Below are 14,380 nucleotides of genomic sequence, written 5' to 3'. Positions count from 1 at the left end.
CCTAAGCGTTAGCGTACTGTTAAATTAGATTTGATTCAAATTGCAATTAGATACCCGTAAAGAGATTGAAAGCAAAGTTTTAAAATTATCTTTAAAGTGCTAAATATAATGCGCAACGGATATGGAAAAAATAAGAACTTTTCAGCAATATGAGCTAAACAAAATCAGGAAAAATGTCAAAGATAGCGGACTGCAATTCGAAAAGTTTGGGAGATCTTCAAATATAATGGATTATTCCGATAGAGAAATCAACGAGATGATTCTAGGCATCTATAAAGATAGTAAGCATCTATTGGTCGATGGAGATTATTTTATTGATGTCTCAACAGTGCAGAAAGCGACGTGCATTTTAACTGATATATCCTATTCCCGGAGAATAAAGCTGGATAAAAGCTCCCCGATCAAATTGAAAAATATAAGAAATTTTTATATTCAGGATTATTTCCTGGAAACAAGTGAAGAGTTTTCCAATTCCACTAAACACAAAATAACTGGCTACCTAAAAAAAATAGGAGGTATCAGTCTTGGCAAGGGAAGGTATAATCATGCTTACTCTATTCCAAACGATTTCAAAACCTTCTATACAGGCATTCCGATAGACCTTTTTTACCCAATCCAACATTATATCAATGGATTATTTTTTGGAGATGATTACCATGTGTCAAATTTCGAAGTAATCAGTAACTTAACTATTATAGACGAATAGGGCTCTCAATTTCTCATAAAGAGCCTGTCTGTCTCAATCTTCAGTAATGAGTTTATTAGCTCCTATTATTTTCTCTCAAAAGTCAACAGTCCATTACTTTTTCGTAAATTCAATGCATTGAAATATTATGCGCGCTATGAGAAAAGTAATTGCAGCGATTAATATGAGCCTAGACGGCTTTTGTGATCATACTTTAAAGCTTCGAGATGATGATATTCATCAACATTATACAGACTATTACGTGAGTCTGGCACAATATTATATGGTAGAATAACCTACCAGCTCATGGAATATTGGCGGGCCTTCCTGAAACCTCCAGTGGTAATAAATCCTCAGACGAGTGAAATAACTATGTTCGCCAACGAAAAAGCAAGAAAAACATCAAATTTCCGTCAACTATTCCGATGATTAATATCGTGCCGAAAATAAGAAATAACAAAATAAAAAACTACCCCCACCCCGCGTATGACTGATTCCCGAAAATGCGCCTTAGAAGCTTTAGCCTAATCTTTAGAAAACAGAATAAGCTAAAGCATGGCTTATTTTAAATTTATAAGCTAAAACTATTCAAAAAGTTTTCCAATTCTTCTATCGGAACCTGGTTTGCTGAAGCGACAACAGCATAACGATTGCCCTCTAAGTATTGTATACTCGTCAAGCCATCGCTTTCGAACATACTCCAGTCAAATGAGACTAACCATCCCTTATAATTTTTAACTGCTGACTTGTCTTCCGGTGTATAAATTTCTTTCAGTTCTAAATAATTCAATAGATTAGCTTTCACCTGCTCTGATCCGGGTCCCGCACCATCTGTTATCATGAGATAAATATTCCCCCCATCCTTTGCATAGTTGGCCGAGGCAAAGGAGCCAGTTTCCGGGTCTTCAAATGCCTTAACTTCCGTCAGTTTAAATCCATTGATCTCTTTTTTAAACTTTGCTTCAAAATCAGTCGTACGGATAGGTTTAAGTTTCTTTAATTCTTTCACCAGATTCTCCACTTTTGTCGAATCCGAAGTAATCTGCACGTTTTCAAAAGAATGAACAGCTTGTTGATGGCCAGAAACAATATTGTAACGCATCATAAGCGCTAATCCGACACCTAACGTTGCCACCCCTAAATAAAAAGATTTCATATTGATATAAATATTTTAAATGTCAGGCTACACAAAAAACGCACCAATCCCCATCTAGACCAAAATCTTTGGCAATTATTTGATCCGCATTTTACACAATCCAATTATTATAAATAACTTATGAATCTTAAATCTTGTCCGAGAGAATTCTTTTTTTAATTCGGACCATCTTATGCTATCGGATAACTGAAATTTTATGATTATCGTCACGAGCGACTTCGATAACAGCATTTTCCGCAGTGATCCTAGAGTGGATTTTACAATTACATTGATTATTAAGAAATAAAAGGGAGTAAAATGCGTGTTTTTTGAAAGCTCCCGACTACCCTAAATAGAATTTAGATATTTTGCACAATATCAATAAAACCAATCGGTTGTAGATTTCTAACTACAGTTTCAACGACCAGGATTGAGGTTATTATAATGGGCATGACTTTTGCCAAATTAAATTTATAAGTAATAAATAAAAAAATCATGAGAAGAACACCCTATACTACAACTGTCATCGTTTTATTGATACTATGTGTGGTCGTATTGATGACAACTTGCGCTAGAATTGTGTAAATGTTGGTGCAAATTCGGATCAGGCAAACAATTCAATAAAAGACCAGGTGCATCCAGCCCCTAGTCCTTTACTGCTTTATGTCTGAAAATAGCTAACAGCCTATGCTTACTCCATTCGAGATAACCGCATTTTTCTTTACAACAACGATGCCGTCACAGATTGCATGCGTCTGAAAATCCCCATCTTCCAGATGTGGTCCTCCTTTTATTCTGACGTCGTTGCCAATCCTACAGTTTTTATCTAAAATAGCATTTTCGATATAACAACGCTCTCCAACACCAACAGGTGGAGGTTTTTGGGTATTCCCCAATTCGATGACTTCCTCAAGTTGTTCATAATGATCTGAGCCCATCATATAAGTCGATTTAATTACTGTACCCTCACCAATACGGGATCGTATGCCAATCACAGAGCGTTCGAGCTTATCTGCATTGAGGATACAGCCATCAGCAATAACTGTGTTATTAAGTGTTGTTCCCGAAACCTTAGACGGAGGTAACATACGCGCTCGCGTAAATACAATTTCATCAAACAAATTAAAATCAGGAACATCTGCAGTCAATCCAATATTGGCATCGAAAAATGATTTTATCGTTCCAATATCTGTCCAGTAGCCATCGAACTGGTAGCTCAATACTTTGTACTTGTTGATCGCATCCGGTAATATTTCCTTCCCAAAGTCCATACCTGGATTGGCAAGCAGTAAATTGAGCAAAACACCTTTTGAAAAAACATAAATCCCCATCGATGCCAGATAATTCCGGCCGTATTTCGCCATCTCGCTGGAGACTTCTGAAGACCAATTCAACACCTCGTCTTTATTGGGTTTTTCGGTGAAAGCTGTAATTACATTTGCCCCATTCGCTTTGAGAATACCAAACCCTGTAGCATCACTTACGTTGACAGGAATGGTGGCAATTGTGATGTGTCCTCCATTCTGCTCATGAAAGTCGACCAAAGCGGAATAATCCATTTGATAGAGCTGGTCTCCTGACAAGACCAATACGTAATCGTAGTCAACATTTAATAGGTGTTTGTGTGTACGTCTCACGGCATCAGCGGTGCCCTGAAACCACCGATCTCCCTCGTTCGTTTGTTCAGCAGCCAGAATATCAACGAAACCTTTACTGAAAATGCTAAAATTATACGCATTTTTGATGTGTGTATTCAAAGAAGCTGAATTGAACTGTGTTAAAACGAATATCTTATTATATCCAGAATTTAAACAATTCGAAATAGGAATATCGACCAATCGATATTTCCCAGCAATAGGAACAGCTGGCTTAGAACGCTGTTGTGTCAATGGATAAAGTCGAGACCCTCTACCCCCTCCCAAAATAAGGGAAACTACTTTGTGTGCCATACCTCAAATTAAATAATTGGTTTGTAAATCTAATTAAATCGAACGCATCCATCCCTCGATCTATATGACAATCCGCTTGTTCATATTTACCCTTATCGTATGTCAAGTACCGGATATTCTTCTTTTGTTTAATTTGATGCAATTGGTTATTACTAATAGCCCTGCTACCGCCTTTTTTAGGCTAAGCTACGCTACCTAAATATAATAAAATTAATCTTCGAAACAAAAAAACATTACCCAATCTGATCCATTCATATAGTTAAAAATAGATATGCAAAATAAGCCTGACATCCAAACGGTATCATCCTGACACCACCCAAAGACTATGAAATAGATTTTTTTAGCGTGATAACCGTAATCTCTGGCCATACACCTATCCTACCCTTGAGTCCATGATAGCCAAAGCCACGGTTGACATACAAGTATTTGCCTTGTTTTTGATATAACCCAGCCCATTGTTCATAGAAATATTGTATCGGGCTCCATTTAAATCCGAACAACTCTATACCAAATTGCATCCCATGTGTATGCCCGGCCAATGTCAGATGCACATGCTTTTCGTGATCTAAAGTGACATGATCCCAATGAGAAGGATCATGTGACATCAATATGTTAAAAGAGTCCGCAGACAGACCGGATGTTGCTTTACTTAAGTCTCCATATTGATGAAAACCACCCTTTCCCCAGTTTTCAACACCGATCAATGCAATACTTGCATCCTCTTTTCGAATTGCTATAGATTCATTCATCAACAGCTTAAATCCCATCTCTCCATGAATCTCCTTCAGCCTAATAAGATTAGATGCTTTCAATTCAGCACTATCCCATTGTGCATAATCCCCATAATCATGATTCCCAAGCACGGAATATTTACCAAACGGAGCTTTTAGCGAAGTGAAATCTGAAATCCAGGATTCCATTTCAGCGGCTCTATTATTGACGAGGTCCCCTGTAAACAGGAGAAGATCACTATCCTGAGCATTCGCTAGTGCGATGCCTTTTCGGACTCCATTAACATCCGATAAGCTTCCAGAATGAATATCCGAAATCTGTGTGATTTTAAATCCATCAAATGCATCTGGCAGATCCGGAAAACTTAAGACTTCCTCCCTTACCCGATATAAATGTCGCCCTCTTGTGAGGCCAAAAATAATAATTAAAACAAAGAGTGAAGCCAGTACAACCACAAATTCGCTTAGATAAGTACTTCTTGGAGGAAATCCCTGTAATAGTCGTACCAAGTCCTCCGCCAATAGGATTGGAAAGGCTGGCAATTTTGGAATAAATACGATCAAAAAAGAAGTAACCAGATCTCCTGCCAGTCGCTGAATATCTTTGCCCTGTTGCCGAAGAAAAATCAGGGTAAACACCCCTATAAGCAACAATACATCTAGATACCAATAAATTTTGTGTAAAAATGGAGTATGAATAACGGTAGTGAATGCCTGAAAGAAATAAGCATCACCAATTACAAACAGCATTAGTATGAGCAATAACCTCTTTGCCATGTTTCAAATCGTTTAAATCTAAATAGGCGAATGATATGCCAAAAAATGCTGATGACGAATTGAACGATTCTTTAAATAGAATATTGATATCTGCATGACAATGTCTGTCATAATCAGTTGAATTTCTTTGCTATAATTGACAGAGTGGCATAGTGCAATACTGTCCTCTTATCAAGCTTCGGTCGAATTTTTTTCGTTCTCTCCATAAGCCCAAGAGAGAATTGTTTTAACTGCATTGCGAATTCGGTCTAAACCATCAGCGTTAAGCTCAATCTCACAAAAAGTACTTTCTGTATTTATAGAATGTAATACCAGATAATAGATCCCAGCAGTCAGAATACTACTAATAGCCCGCAAATCGACATTTTTACCCTCCATTTCCTTATCGGCAAAGGCGAAAAACAAAGCACTCATCTTTTCCCGTTCTCTTGTAATCTGGGACATAATCTCAGATTTTTCACTGATCTGCCAAAGAACCGCTTTTTGCATTTCGGTATTCTCTAGAAAGCTATCCATTTGGTTTATTAACAATGATTCGAGAAAGCCCTTTGAGCCCTCGGTTGGGGCAGTACCAAAATATTCAACAGCACCCAGCGTAGCAGCCACCCAATAGTCTTTACTTCTGATATATGTTTCAACCAAATTGTCAACGGAGCCAAAGTAAAGTGAAATGAGCTTCCTGTCAACACCCGCAATTTTAGAAATATTAGCAATTGTTAAGCCCGTATACCCCTTATCTCTAAGAACCTGACCAACAGACAAAATAAGTTTGTTCATGGTACGTTCTTTATCATTCTTTTCTCCTTTATAAGTTTTACGCATATGTTATTGATATGGTATTGATCTGAATCCCTAAAATTAAGCATTCCTATCAATATAATAAATAATTAAAGATTATAAGATTAATTTATCTTGATTTTTTTAGGCTTACAACCTTACTGATATCTTCCAGTGTATTTAATACCTTGTCCAAATGTTCCTTTGTATGAGTAGCCATCAGACTTGTGCGGATACGGGCATCTTTCTTTGCCACACCAGGATAGACAATACAATTTGCATAAACACCGTTTTGTAATAACATGCGCGACACCTGAGCTGTTCTAATTGGATCACCGATCTTTATTGGAATAATTGGAGATGCCGACCTACCAATATCTACACCAAGAGACAACAGTCCTTCTTTAAAATAAGCCACATTGTCACTGAGTCTTGTTCGCCAATAAGGCTCTTCGTCAATTAAATCAATGGCTTTCAATAAACCGAAACTTGCGGGGGTCGATGTAGAGGAAAATACCTGCTGCCTGGATTGATAACGAAGGTAATTAATGATTTCTGGCGTTGAAACTATAAAACCCCCTATATGACCAAACGCTTTACTCAAAGTACCAGCAATAATATCTACTTTATCCAAAAGATTATAGGCTTCAATGGTTCCCCTACCTTTATCCCCCATTACACCTATTCCATGCGCATCATCCACCATTAAATAGGCACCATACTTCCTGGTTAATGTATAAATTTCATCCATCGTGGCTAAATCACCATTTTGGGAATATACACCGTCGATGATCACCAACTTAGTTCTGAATTTATTCTCCGCGTCAGCCAACGCACGTTCAAGATGAATCATACTGTTATGAGGAAATCGCTTGACATTTGTATTCAATAAGCCCTCATAAACACTTGCATGTACTTCCATATCAACAATAGCACAGTCCTCCTGTTTCAACAAGCTCAATAAAGTAGAACTATTTGCGGTATATCCAGTTGTAAAAACGATACTCGAACCGTCCGGACGATTGAAAAATTTACAAATCTTCTCTTCCAATGCGACATGGTATTCATGATGACCTCCTATTAACGGCGATGCTCCAGCCCCTGTGCCATATTTTTCTATCCCAGCTATTGCCGCAGCTTTCACTTTCGGATGTTGGGAAAAATTAAGGTAATCGTTTGACACAAGACTTATGCACTCTGTTGGTTTCTCTAAAAACGGTGAACTTACTATAGCGGTCGGCCCGCAGCCTTGTGTTATAAATCTAAAGTTAAGATGTTGATTTTCTTTCATATAATTGATATAGGAATTGAAATACTTTGCAGTATCCATCATATCAAAACCAGCAATATTCTCAAATTCTTTGAAACTTGCTGTTGCAAAATCAATGTGTTCGTTAATTTCCATAGATATTTTTTAGGTATTCATAATAATACCATAAATATAAAGTAAAAAACAGATCACCTATCTGCTCAGAGAGCCATTTGCTGGAAATTTTTGATGATATATTTAGGACATGCCGGAACACGCCGGTCTATGAAAGTCGAATTTTAACACAAACAGCCTAGGGCGGGCTGAAGTTCTCAATAAAGAAATAAAACTTAGATCATAGCATTACTTTAAGAAAAGCTATTTAAACAACAGTGGTAGCCCCTACAGCTACCACTGTTAAATTATACACCTACCTACAGTATACATATCATATTTACATTTTTATATAGAGATACTCCCCTATAAAAGCTTACTCAGATCGCGCATTCAATCTGAATAAGTAGAAAATGTTCTAACGATATACAAATATAGAAAAATAAAATTTCCCTTGTATGTCAAAATTAAAAAAAAATATAAAAATACTTACACAGTCCTTGTGAGACAAGTTTTACATAAAATGAATATACATGTTTGAACTTTGTAACTATAGTTACTATATTTTTTCATTCCTATAAGAAAATAACATAGCCAACCTATATTCGAACAATAAATTTTCTCAAAACAAGGAATATTATATATTATTGTTATAAATTTGAATAGTGAAAAGGGCTAAAATAAACAATTGTTACTTTATGCTATATTTTCATATGAATTAGCAAATGGATTAATCATTAATGTCGTATAGTGTATTGAAAGAAAAACGGCTACTAATCTGTTGATTTGTAGCCATTTATGATAGGTATACTGTAGGGTGCTGCGTAATAATTCTGTAAATCTAAGAAAAATACTGCAAAACATTTCTTTTTCGTAAAAAAAAATGTTTAAAACACAGATGAAATTAGTAATAATACAGATAATAATTTCCTTAAAAACTTTTGACTACTCCATAGGAATACCTATTTTGCTCCCATATTATTTCTTGAATTATTATGACAGTACACCTAAAAAATAACACATGAAATTTCATTCTACCAACTACATAGACACATTTATTGAAGTAGCTGAAGATACACAAGTATCCAAAGGAACAGTCCCTCCTATAAGAAATAGAAAGACAATAGCGGAAATGCAATATGAGCTGATCACACAGTTTCCATATAGATACACTTCCGATGAACTTCTTTTTCAGATTTATGCAGATCGCAATGCACTTAATGAAGCAGACTATCAAGAGGCAAAGAATATATTCTTTTCAAAAGGGCAAGCTTGCCTACGTGCATCTCCACTTACAAAAACCTATGGGTTTGGAATCCATAGTAATCACGAAGGAAAATTAGCAGGCTATGGAATGGAAACTAAAGAGTATCTTATTTTTATAAATGATGCGACCATAAAGAAAGTGAAGGCGATGAAATCAAATAAATAGCGGTTCACCCCTACAAAGTGGACGATCAACTTAATTGTTGTCGCATCATATAGTCTTCCTATTTGGTTTAGGAAGATGTTCAATATCTTATTGGGCAATCTTTGCTTTGTCTTTCGAAGTAAATGCTTTTATAATGACTGGTGCCGTTGCTATCAAAACGATAACGATAATAACAAGCTCCAGATTCTCCTTCACCCATACATTCTCACCTAACAAATAACCAAGGGTAACCAAGCTCCCTGACCAGACAACCGCACCAATCACATTGTACAACACAAATTTTCTGAACTCCATCCCAACAATACCAGCGACAATTGGTGCAAAAGTCCGAACAATAGGAAGAAACCTTGCAAGCACAATAGCACCTCCCCCCCTTTTTTCGTAAAACTCCTGCGCTTTAAAGATATAGCTCTTTTTGAAAAACCAGCTATCCTCCATGCTCATGATTCTTTTCCCAAAGATCTTCCCACACCAATATCCAACAAAGTTACCCAGAATTGCAGCCAACGATACAAGCACGATCCAATATAGTAAGGTAGGCACCTGTTCTGAAGGCGAAATGCTCATATTGGAAACAATCATTCCTGCAATAAAAAGAATAGGATCTCCAGGAAGGAAAAAGCCAATGAGTATACCTGTCTCAGCAAAAATAATAAACAACAGAAGATACAAACCTCCATGGGAAACAATCCAGTCTGGATTTGTGAGGTTATTTAGAAATTCAAAAAAAACATCCATCAAATAAGTCGAATAATATCAAAAACAAAAATAGTCGGCCGCTCTTCCACCGATGACCTGACGCGTTCATTCTATCACTTGTATCAAAATAAGATACAAGTTGAAAAAATAAATTTTTAAAGCATCCAGCAATCAGTTAAACCTGCTTACAGCCCGAATATCTTATAGCCATGTGATCTCTAATTAAAGGCGCAAGATAGAAAATCGCTTGCAATTGTAGGCAATTTTTCATACTTATTTTTGGAACAAAATGTCATGTTTTGTAAAAGCCCAACTCACAGGGATATTTTGGAGAGGAAGATAGCGATCTTAATGAGTCGGTAGGTCTGCGAAGACCCTCTTCAGCATATTTTGTAATTCCTCAGCCCTTAGATTACGGGCGATTATTTTACCATCGGGATCAAACAGAAAACTGGCAGGAATAGCATTAATTCCATAAATTTTTGCTGCGTAACTGTCCCAGCCGCCTAGATCCGAAACCTGAGCCCATAATAGGTTATCTCCTTTTATTGCCTCAATCCAGGCATCTTTCCGTGCCGCATCGTCCAGAGAGATTCCCAGTATCTCAAATCCTTTAACATGATATTTTTGATAAGCTTTTACCAGGTTGGGATTTTCCGCACGACAAGGGCCACACCAGCTCGCCCAAAAATCTATGAGTAAATACTTTCCCGAAAAATCCGAAATTTTGATGGTTTTCCCCGCCGGGTTTTTGAGCGTTAGGTCTGGCGCCTGTTGCCCGACTTTGGTTTTGGACTGGGCTTCCAACTGCAACGGAATTACCTTACCCAACGGACTTTCTTTTAGCCTAATCGCAAGACCATCAAACGCTGACTTGGCCGATGCATAAAATTTCTCCTGCCCTGCAACAAAACTTAAACCAATTACACTGAGGTATGAATCGGGATGGTTCTTAGCAAAATCCAGATAGGCACTGTAGTTTTCATCCATAAGATTCTTTTCCCGTGCGAGAAACTGGGCAAATATGACAGAATCTTTCTGTTGTTCTGGTGGAAGTTTGGCAAATTCTTTATTTAATGCGTCGAATTTATTGTCAATAGTTTTTTTCGTCTCTAGGAGCTCCGCATTTTCCGTATTGAGTTTGGATCCATTCAATACAATATTTTTTAGTGAATCCTTCGCATTCATCTCGATCTGAGCAGCTTCCAAATAAAAGCGGAAGTAATCCAGTTTTTCACCAGGCTGTAGCTTGTTCACGTAGGGATTTTTATGGAGATAAAGCGCAGAATAAATCGGATACGCCAGCTGCCCCCTAAAGCTAAAGTGTCCCCCTTTGGTTTCTGTGGAATCTACAAACGAAACACCATCGCTATTATAAACTAGAAAAAGCTTACTGCCATCTTTCAGCTGATCTACCTTGCCTGTAATGAAGTAATGTGTCTGAGCAAAGGTCAAAATAGGAAATAGCAAAAACATCGATAAACACCGTAAAGAAGTTCTCATAAAGCTTTCCTTTAAATCTATTAATCAAACAATTACTAAAAATAATAAATTTATTTCGATCAAACGAATATTTAAATATTCTGAGATATGCGTGTATTGGAAAATAGCTTTTTCACGACAGCAATCAATTGCTCAACCTGTTTCATATCACCCCCAATTGGAACAGCTATATACGAATCTTTCAAACCATACAATGTCGGATCTTTTATCTTCAAAAACATTTCGCATTTACTCTTTCCAAGGTGGCGTTTAAAATTAATTTCCTGAATATCATTGATAAAGACAAACTGATAATCACTCATGTATATCCCGTTAGGAGCCAACTTAATGGTTGTTTTCTCTGTAAATGGAATCAGTAGAAATTTTCCACCAATAAATAAGACGAAAACACCGAAGATTGATTTCTCGTAAAACATACCAATTCCCGAAAAGCAAATAATTGATCCAAAAATCATCGTCGCTAATATACTTGAACTTACAGTATACGTCTCTTTGTAATTTATTGTGGCTTTACTCAAGGAGCGCTGATGAACAGCTTTGTACTTTTGTACAAACTCCCCTTTTTTGGCATCTTTCTTCCATTCCAGAAAATAATATAAATTGATCAGGGTTAAGCCAATTGCACAAAAGCTTAATCCTGTCGATTTCATATCGAACGGATAATACAACAAAAGATTGGTTACAATATACAACACATTGTAACCAATGACCTTATAAACCTTTTTACTATCCATTCAGTGCCTTTCAATTATCCGCAAAGATAATCATTTCAGCTTATCATTCGTCCCTTAAACAACCCACGGAATTAGCCAATGAAGCACTACCGGACAGCAAAAAAAATAACGCTTCAACCTACCTTTACATACTTAACTTACGTATATTTAATATTACAACTAAGTCATTCGAGATGTCAACTCCACTAGTACAATTATGGTTATATAACGATTGGGCGAATAACTTGCTCATCGACAAAATGAAACTGGAAGCCGAAAAAACGCCTTCCGTGTGTTTACGATTATTCAGTCATATAATGAATGCACAGCTGATATGGTTATATCGACTGAATGGCGAAAAACCTCCCGTAGGTGTTTGGGATGAACATAGTCTATTAACATGTGAACAATACCATCAACTGGCTTCTTCGGGATTTAAGGAAAAGGTCGACGCTGATGCGGCTGAGCTCCCAGCAATCATATCCTATACCAATACGAAGAATGAACAGTTCCAAAATTCATTTGGAGACATCCTCTTACATGTATTTAATCATGGTACTTATCACAGAGCGCAAATAGCCTCAGAAATGAGAAGAAATGGAATTGATCCGATCAACACGGATTATATTTCGTTTGTTCGAATATAATGTTGGTATCATAAGTAGAAATTAATAAAAGCGCTATTTCATAGAATGAGTTTCAAACATTACTTTAAGGCTGGTTTGACATGGTTTTACCAGGAACAGTCTACATCCCTACCAAAGGTATATAACAAGAGCCATCGGATTTCCATCCAGGGAAAGGCAGATTTACAGGTCTCAGCGGCAAAGGCTTTCAAGGGTGACCCAAGATTATATAACCCCGAAGATCTCTTACTGAGTAGCCTTGTTTCCTGCCATATGATGTCTTATCTATATGTATGTTCCAAAAATAACATTGAAGTGATTTCGTACACGGACAATGCGGAGGCGGTATTAGAAACCTGCCCTGATGCAAGTGGCAGATTTGTGCAGGTTGATCTGTTTCCAGAAGTCGTTATTTCAGATCCTGATAAAATAGCATTGGCGACATCACTACATCACGAAGCAAATCAACTTTGCTTTATCGCCAATTCCTGTAACTTCCCCGTACGGCATCATGCTATTTGCCGCACTATTTAAGCGCGGCGAACCGGTGGAAGACAACTTATTTTTCCAGTAGATTTGAACCTTACAACATGCATAATGACATTATCGACCAACTTTCTCAATTAGTCCAATAGTTTACCACAGATTAACCTTTTAAAATTTAGGTGAATTTTTTCAGGAATTTTCTATTTTTAGGCCATGATTGACAACTCCAAGAAAAAGGCCGCCATAGGCTTTATATTTATCACTTTACTTATTGATATCACAGGATGGGGTATTATCATTCCAGTGGTTCCAAAATTGATTGAAGAACTGATCCACAGCGACATCAGCGAAGCTGCAAAGTACGGTGGCTGGCTGGGTTTCGCTTATGCTTTCACACAGTTTATATTCTCACCTGTAGTAGGTAATCTGAGTGACAAATATGGACGAAGACCGATTATTTTGATTTCTTTGTTCGGTTTTGCAGTAGACTACATTTTTCTCGCCCTCGCCCCTTCGATAGGTTGGTTATTCTTGGGACGGGTTATTGCTGGATTGACAGGAGCAAGTTTCACAACCGCCAGTGCTTATATCGCGGATATTTCTACCGATGAGGATAGGGCCAAAAACTTCGGATTAATTGGTGCTGCCTTCGGATTGGGCTTTATTATTGGCCCCGTAATTGGGGGATTGCTTGGACATTATGGTGCACGGGTTCCTTTTTACGCTGCGGCAGGCTTATGTCTATTGAATTTTCTATATGGGTATTTTATTCTGCCCGAAAGCTTGGACAAAGATAAGCGACGGGCTTTCGACTGGAAACGCGCTAACCCCATTGGATCCTTTCGCTTTCTGGGAAAACACCCCGAAATTTCTGGCTTGATCGTAGCATTGATCCTGATCTATATTGCAGGCCATGCCGTACAGAGTAACTGGAATTTCTTTACCATGTACAAATTTGATTGGACCGAAAGAATGGTTGGTATCTCACTTGGGGTCATCGGCCTATTGATTGGCCTTGTACAAGGTGTCTTGATACGTTGGACCACACCAAAACTCGGTGAGCAAAAAAGCATTTATTATGGACTGATTTTTTATGCAATAGGACTATTATTATTTGCATTTGCCAATCAGGGTTGGATGATGTTTGTCTTTCTTATCCCCTATTGCCTGGGTGGAATATGTGGTCCTGCACTGCAATCTGTCATTACCAAAAATGTGCCATCAAATGAACAGGGAGAACTTCAGGGAGCATTGACCAGTTTAATGAGTGCAACATCGATTATAGGTCCTCCAATGATGACAAATCTGTTTTACTTTTTTACACATGATAATGCCCCATTCAAATTCTCTGGAGCGCCCTTTTTTCTCGCGTTTATTCTAATGACTATCAGCGTCATTATTGTATATTCAGCTTTTAAACGAAAGAGTAAAGAACAGCTTGAAAATTAAATTTCGATAGCGATACTATTCAACGAAGGCCAGCCATCTTTTTATGGGCTGGCCT

General features: G+C 37.4%; 13 protein-coding genes. 5 read left to right on the top strand and 8 right to left on the bottom strand.

Annotated elements, in window-relative coordinates:
• Positions 1-121: 121 nt before the first annotated feature.
• Positions 122-706, top strand: a complete 585-nt coding sequence (locus HPC41_RS10970) for a hypothetical protein (RefSeq protein WP_172394064.1) — start codon at positions 122-124, stop codon at positions 704-706.
• Positions 707-1,256: 550 nt separating this feature from the next.
• Here the strand turns inward: HPC41_RS10970 and HPC41_RS10965 are convergent.
• From HPC41_RS10965 to HPC41_RS10945, 5 genes are all read right to left on the bottom strand, one after another.
• On the bottom strand, positions 1,257-1,841 hold the full coding sequence (locus tag HPC41_RS10965; protein WP_172394063.1) for a hypothetical protein: 585 nt from the start codon (positions 1,839-1,841) through the stop codon (positions 1,257-1,259).
• Between the two features lie 656 nt (positions 1,842-2,497).
• Positions 2,498-3,769 (bottom strand): glucose-1-phosphate adenylyltransferase, encoded by a 1,272-nt coding sequence (locus HPC41_RS10960; RefSeq protein ID WP_172394062.1) that lies wholly within the window; start codon positions 3,767-3,769, stop codon positions 2,498-2,500.
• Between the two features lie 323 nt (positions 3,770-4,092).
• Positions 4,093-5,277 (bottom strand): metallophosphoesterase, encoded by a 1,185-nt coding sequence (locus tag HPC41_RS10955; protein WP_172394061.1) that lies wholly within the window; start codon positions 5,275-5,277, stop codon positions 4,093-4,095.
• A 171-nt stretch (positions 5,278-5,448) separates the two neighbouring features.
• Positions 5,449-6,099 (bottom strand): TetR/AcrR family transcriptional regulator, encoded by a 651-nt coding sequence (locus HPC41_RS10950; protein WP_172394060.1) that lies wholly within the window; start codon positions 6,097-6,099, stop codon positions 5,449-5,451.
• 85 nt (positions 6,100-6,184) lie between these two features.
• Positions 6,185-7,459 carry an aminotransferase class I/II-fold pyridoxal phosphate-dependent enzyme gene (locus tag HPC41_RS10945; protein WP_172394059.1) on the bottom strand — a complete coding sequence of 425 codons (1,275 nt, stop codon included), beginning with the start codon at positions 7,457-7,459 and terminating at the stop codon, positions 6,185-6,187.
• A 979-nt stretch (positions 7,460-8,438) separates the two neighbouring features.
• Between HPC41_RS10945 and HPC41_RS10940 the strand changes: the two genes are divergently transcribed.
• Positions 8,439-8,849 (top strand): DUF6157 family protein, encoded by a 411-nt coding sequence (locus HPC41_RS10940; RefSeq protein ID WP_172394058.1) that lies wholly within the window; start codon positions 8,439-8,441, stop codon positions 8,847-8,849.
• 87 nt (positions 8,850-8,936) lie between these two features.
• Here the strand turns inward: HPC41_RS10940 and HPC41_RS10935 are convergent, their stop codons facing one another.
• The 3 genes from HPC41_RS10935 to HPC41_RS10925 all read right to left on the bottom strand — a co-directional run bounded on the left by HPC41_RS10935 (position 8,937) and on the right by HPC41_RS10925 (position 11,785).
• Positions 8,937-9,587 carry a DedA family protein gene (locus HPC41_RS10935; RefSeq protein WP_172394057.1) on the bottom strand — a complete coding sequence of 217 codons (651 nt, stop codon included), beginning with the start codon at positions 9,585-9,587 and terminating at the stop codon, positions 8,937-8,939.
• A gap of 309 nt (positions 9,588-9,896) precedes the next feature.
• A complete protein-coding gene (locus HPC41_RS10930; RefSeq protein WP_172394056.1) occupies positions 9,897-11,051 on the bottom strand; it encodes an AhpC/TSA family protein in 1,155 nt (384 codons plus the stop codon).
• 71 nt (positions 11,052-11,122) lie between these two features.
• The gene (locus tag HPC41_RS10925; RefSeq protein ID WP_172394055.1) at positions 11,123-11,785 is read right to left on the bottom strand and encodes a hypothetical protein; all 663 of its coding nucleotides are present in this window, start codon (positions 11,783-11,785) and stop codon (positions 11,123-11,125) included.
• A 173-nt stretch (positions 11,786-11,958) separates the two neighbouring features.
• On the opposite strand from HPC41_RS10925, the gene HPC41_RS10920 reads away from it, so the two are divergent.
• From HPC41_RS10920 to HPC41_RS10910, 3 genes are all read left to right on the top strand, one after another.
• Positions 11,959-12,411, top strand: coding sequence for a DinB family protein (locus HPC41_RS10920; RefSeq protein ID WP_172394054.1), 453 nt, complete (start codon positions 11,959-11,961; stop codon positions 12,409-12,411).
• Between the two features lie 45 nt (positions 12,412-12,456).
• Positions 12,457-12,924, top strand: a complete 468-nt coding sequence (locus HPC41_RS10915; RefSeq protein ID WP_172394053.1) for an OsmC family protein — start codon at positions 12,457-12,459, stop codon at positions 12,922-12,924.
• A gap of 165 nt (positions 12,925-13,089) precedes the next feature.
• Positions 13,090-14,325, top strand: coding sequence for a TCR/Tet family MFS transporter (locus HPC41_RS10910; RefSeq protein ID WP_216660733.1), 1,236 nt, complete (start codon positions 13,090-13,092; stop codon positions 14,323-14,325).
• Positions 14,326-14,380 lie beyond the last annotated feature (55 nt).

The organism is Sphingobacterium prati (assembly GCF_013167215.1).
GTDB classification, from domain to species: domain Bacteria; phylum Bacteroidota; class Bacteroidia; order Sphingobacteriales; family Sphingobacteriaceae; genus Sphingobacterium; species Sphingobacterium prati.
This window is presented reverse-complemented; position numbering and strand designations above follow the sequence as displayed.

Coding starts and splice junctions, on each gene's coding strand:
- HPC41_RS10970 (WP_172394064.1), top strand. CDS start 122: ATGGAAAAAATAAGAACTTTTCAGCAATATGAGCTAAACAAAATCAGG.
- HPC41_RS10920 (WP_172394054.1), top strand. CDS start 11,959: ATGTCAACTCCACTAGTACAATTATGGTTATATAACGATTGGGCGAAT.
- HPC41_RS10935 (WP_172394057.1), bottom strand. CDS start 9,587: ATGGATGTTTTTTTTGAATTTCTAAATAACCTCACAAATCCAGACTGG.
- HPC41_RS10955 (WP_172394061.1), bottom strand. CDS start 5,277: ATGGCAAAGAGGTTATTGCTCATACTAATGCTGTTTGTAATTGGTGAT.
- HPC41_RS10940 (WP_172394058.1), top strand. CDS start 8,439: ATGAAATTTCATTCTACCAACTACATAGACACATTTATTGAAGTAGCT.
- HPC41_RS10930 (WP_172394056.1), bottom strand. CDS start 11,051: ATGAGAACTTCTTTACGGTGTTTATCGATGTTTTTGCTATTTCCTATT.
- HPC41_RS10965 (WP_172394063.1), bottom strand. CDS start 1,841: ATGAAATCTTTTTATTTAGGGGTGGCAACGTTAGGTGTCGGATTAGCG.
- HPC41_RS10910 (WP_216660733.1), top strand. CDS start 13,090: ATGATTGACAACTCCAAGAAAAAGGCCGCCATAGGCTTTATATTTATC.
- HPC41_RS10915 (WP_172394053.1), top strand. CDS start 12,457: ATGAGTTTCAAACATTACTTTAAGGCTGGTTTGACATGGTTTTACCAG.
- HPC41_RS10925 (WP_172394055.1), bottom strand. CDS start 11,785: ATGGATAGTAAAAAGGTTTATAAGGTCATTGGTTACAATGTGTTGTAT.
- HPC41_RS10945 (WP_172394059.1), bottom strand. CDS start 7,459: ATGGAAATTAACGAACACATTGATTTTGCAACAGCAAGTTTCAAAGAA.
- HPC41_RS10960 (WP_172394062.1), bottom strand. CDS start 3,769: ATGGCACACAAAGTAGTTTCCCTTATTTTGGGAGGGGGTAGAGGGTCT.
- HPC41_RS10950 (WP_172394060.1), bottom strand. CDS start 6,099: ATGCGTAAAACTTATAAAGGAGAAAAGAATGATAAAGAACGTACCATG.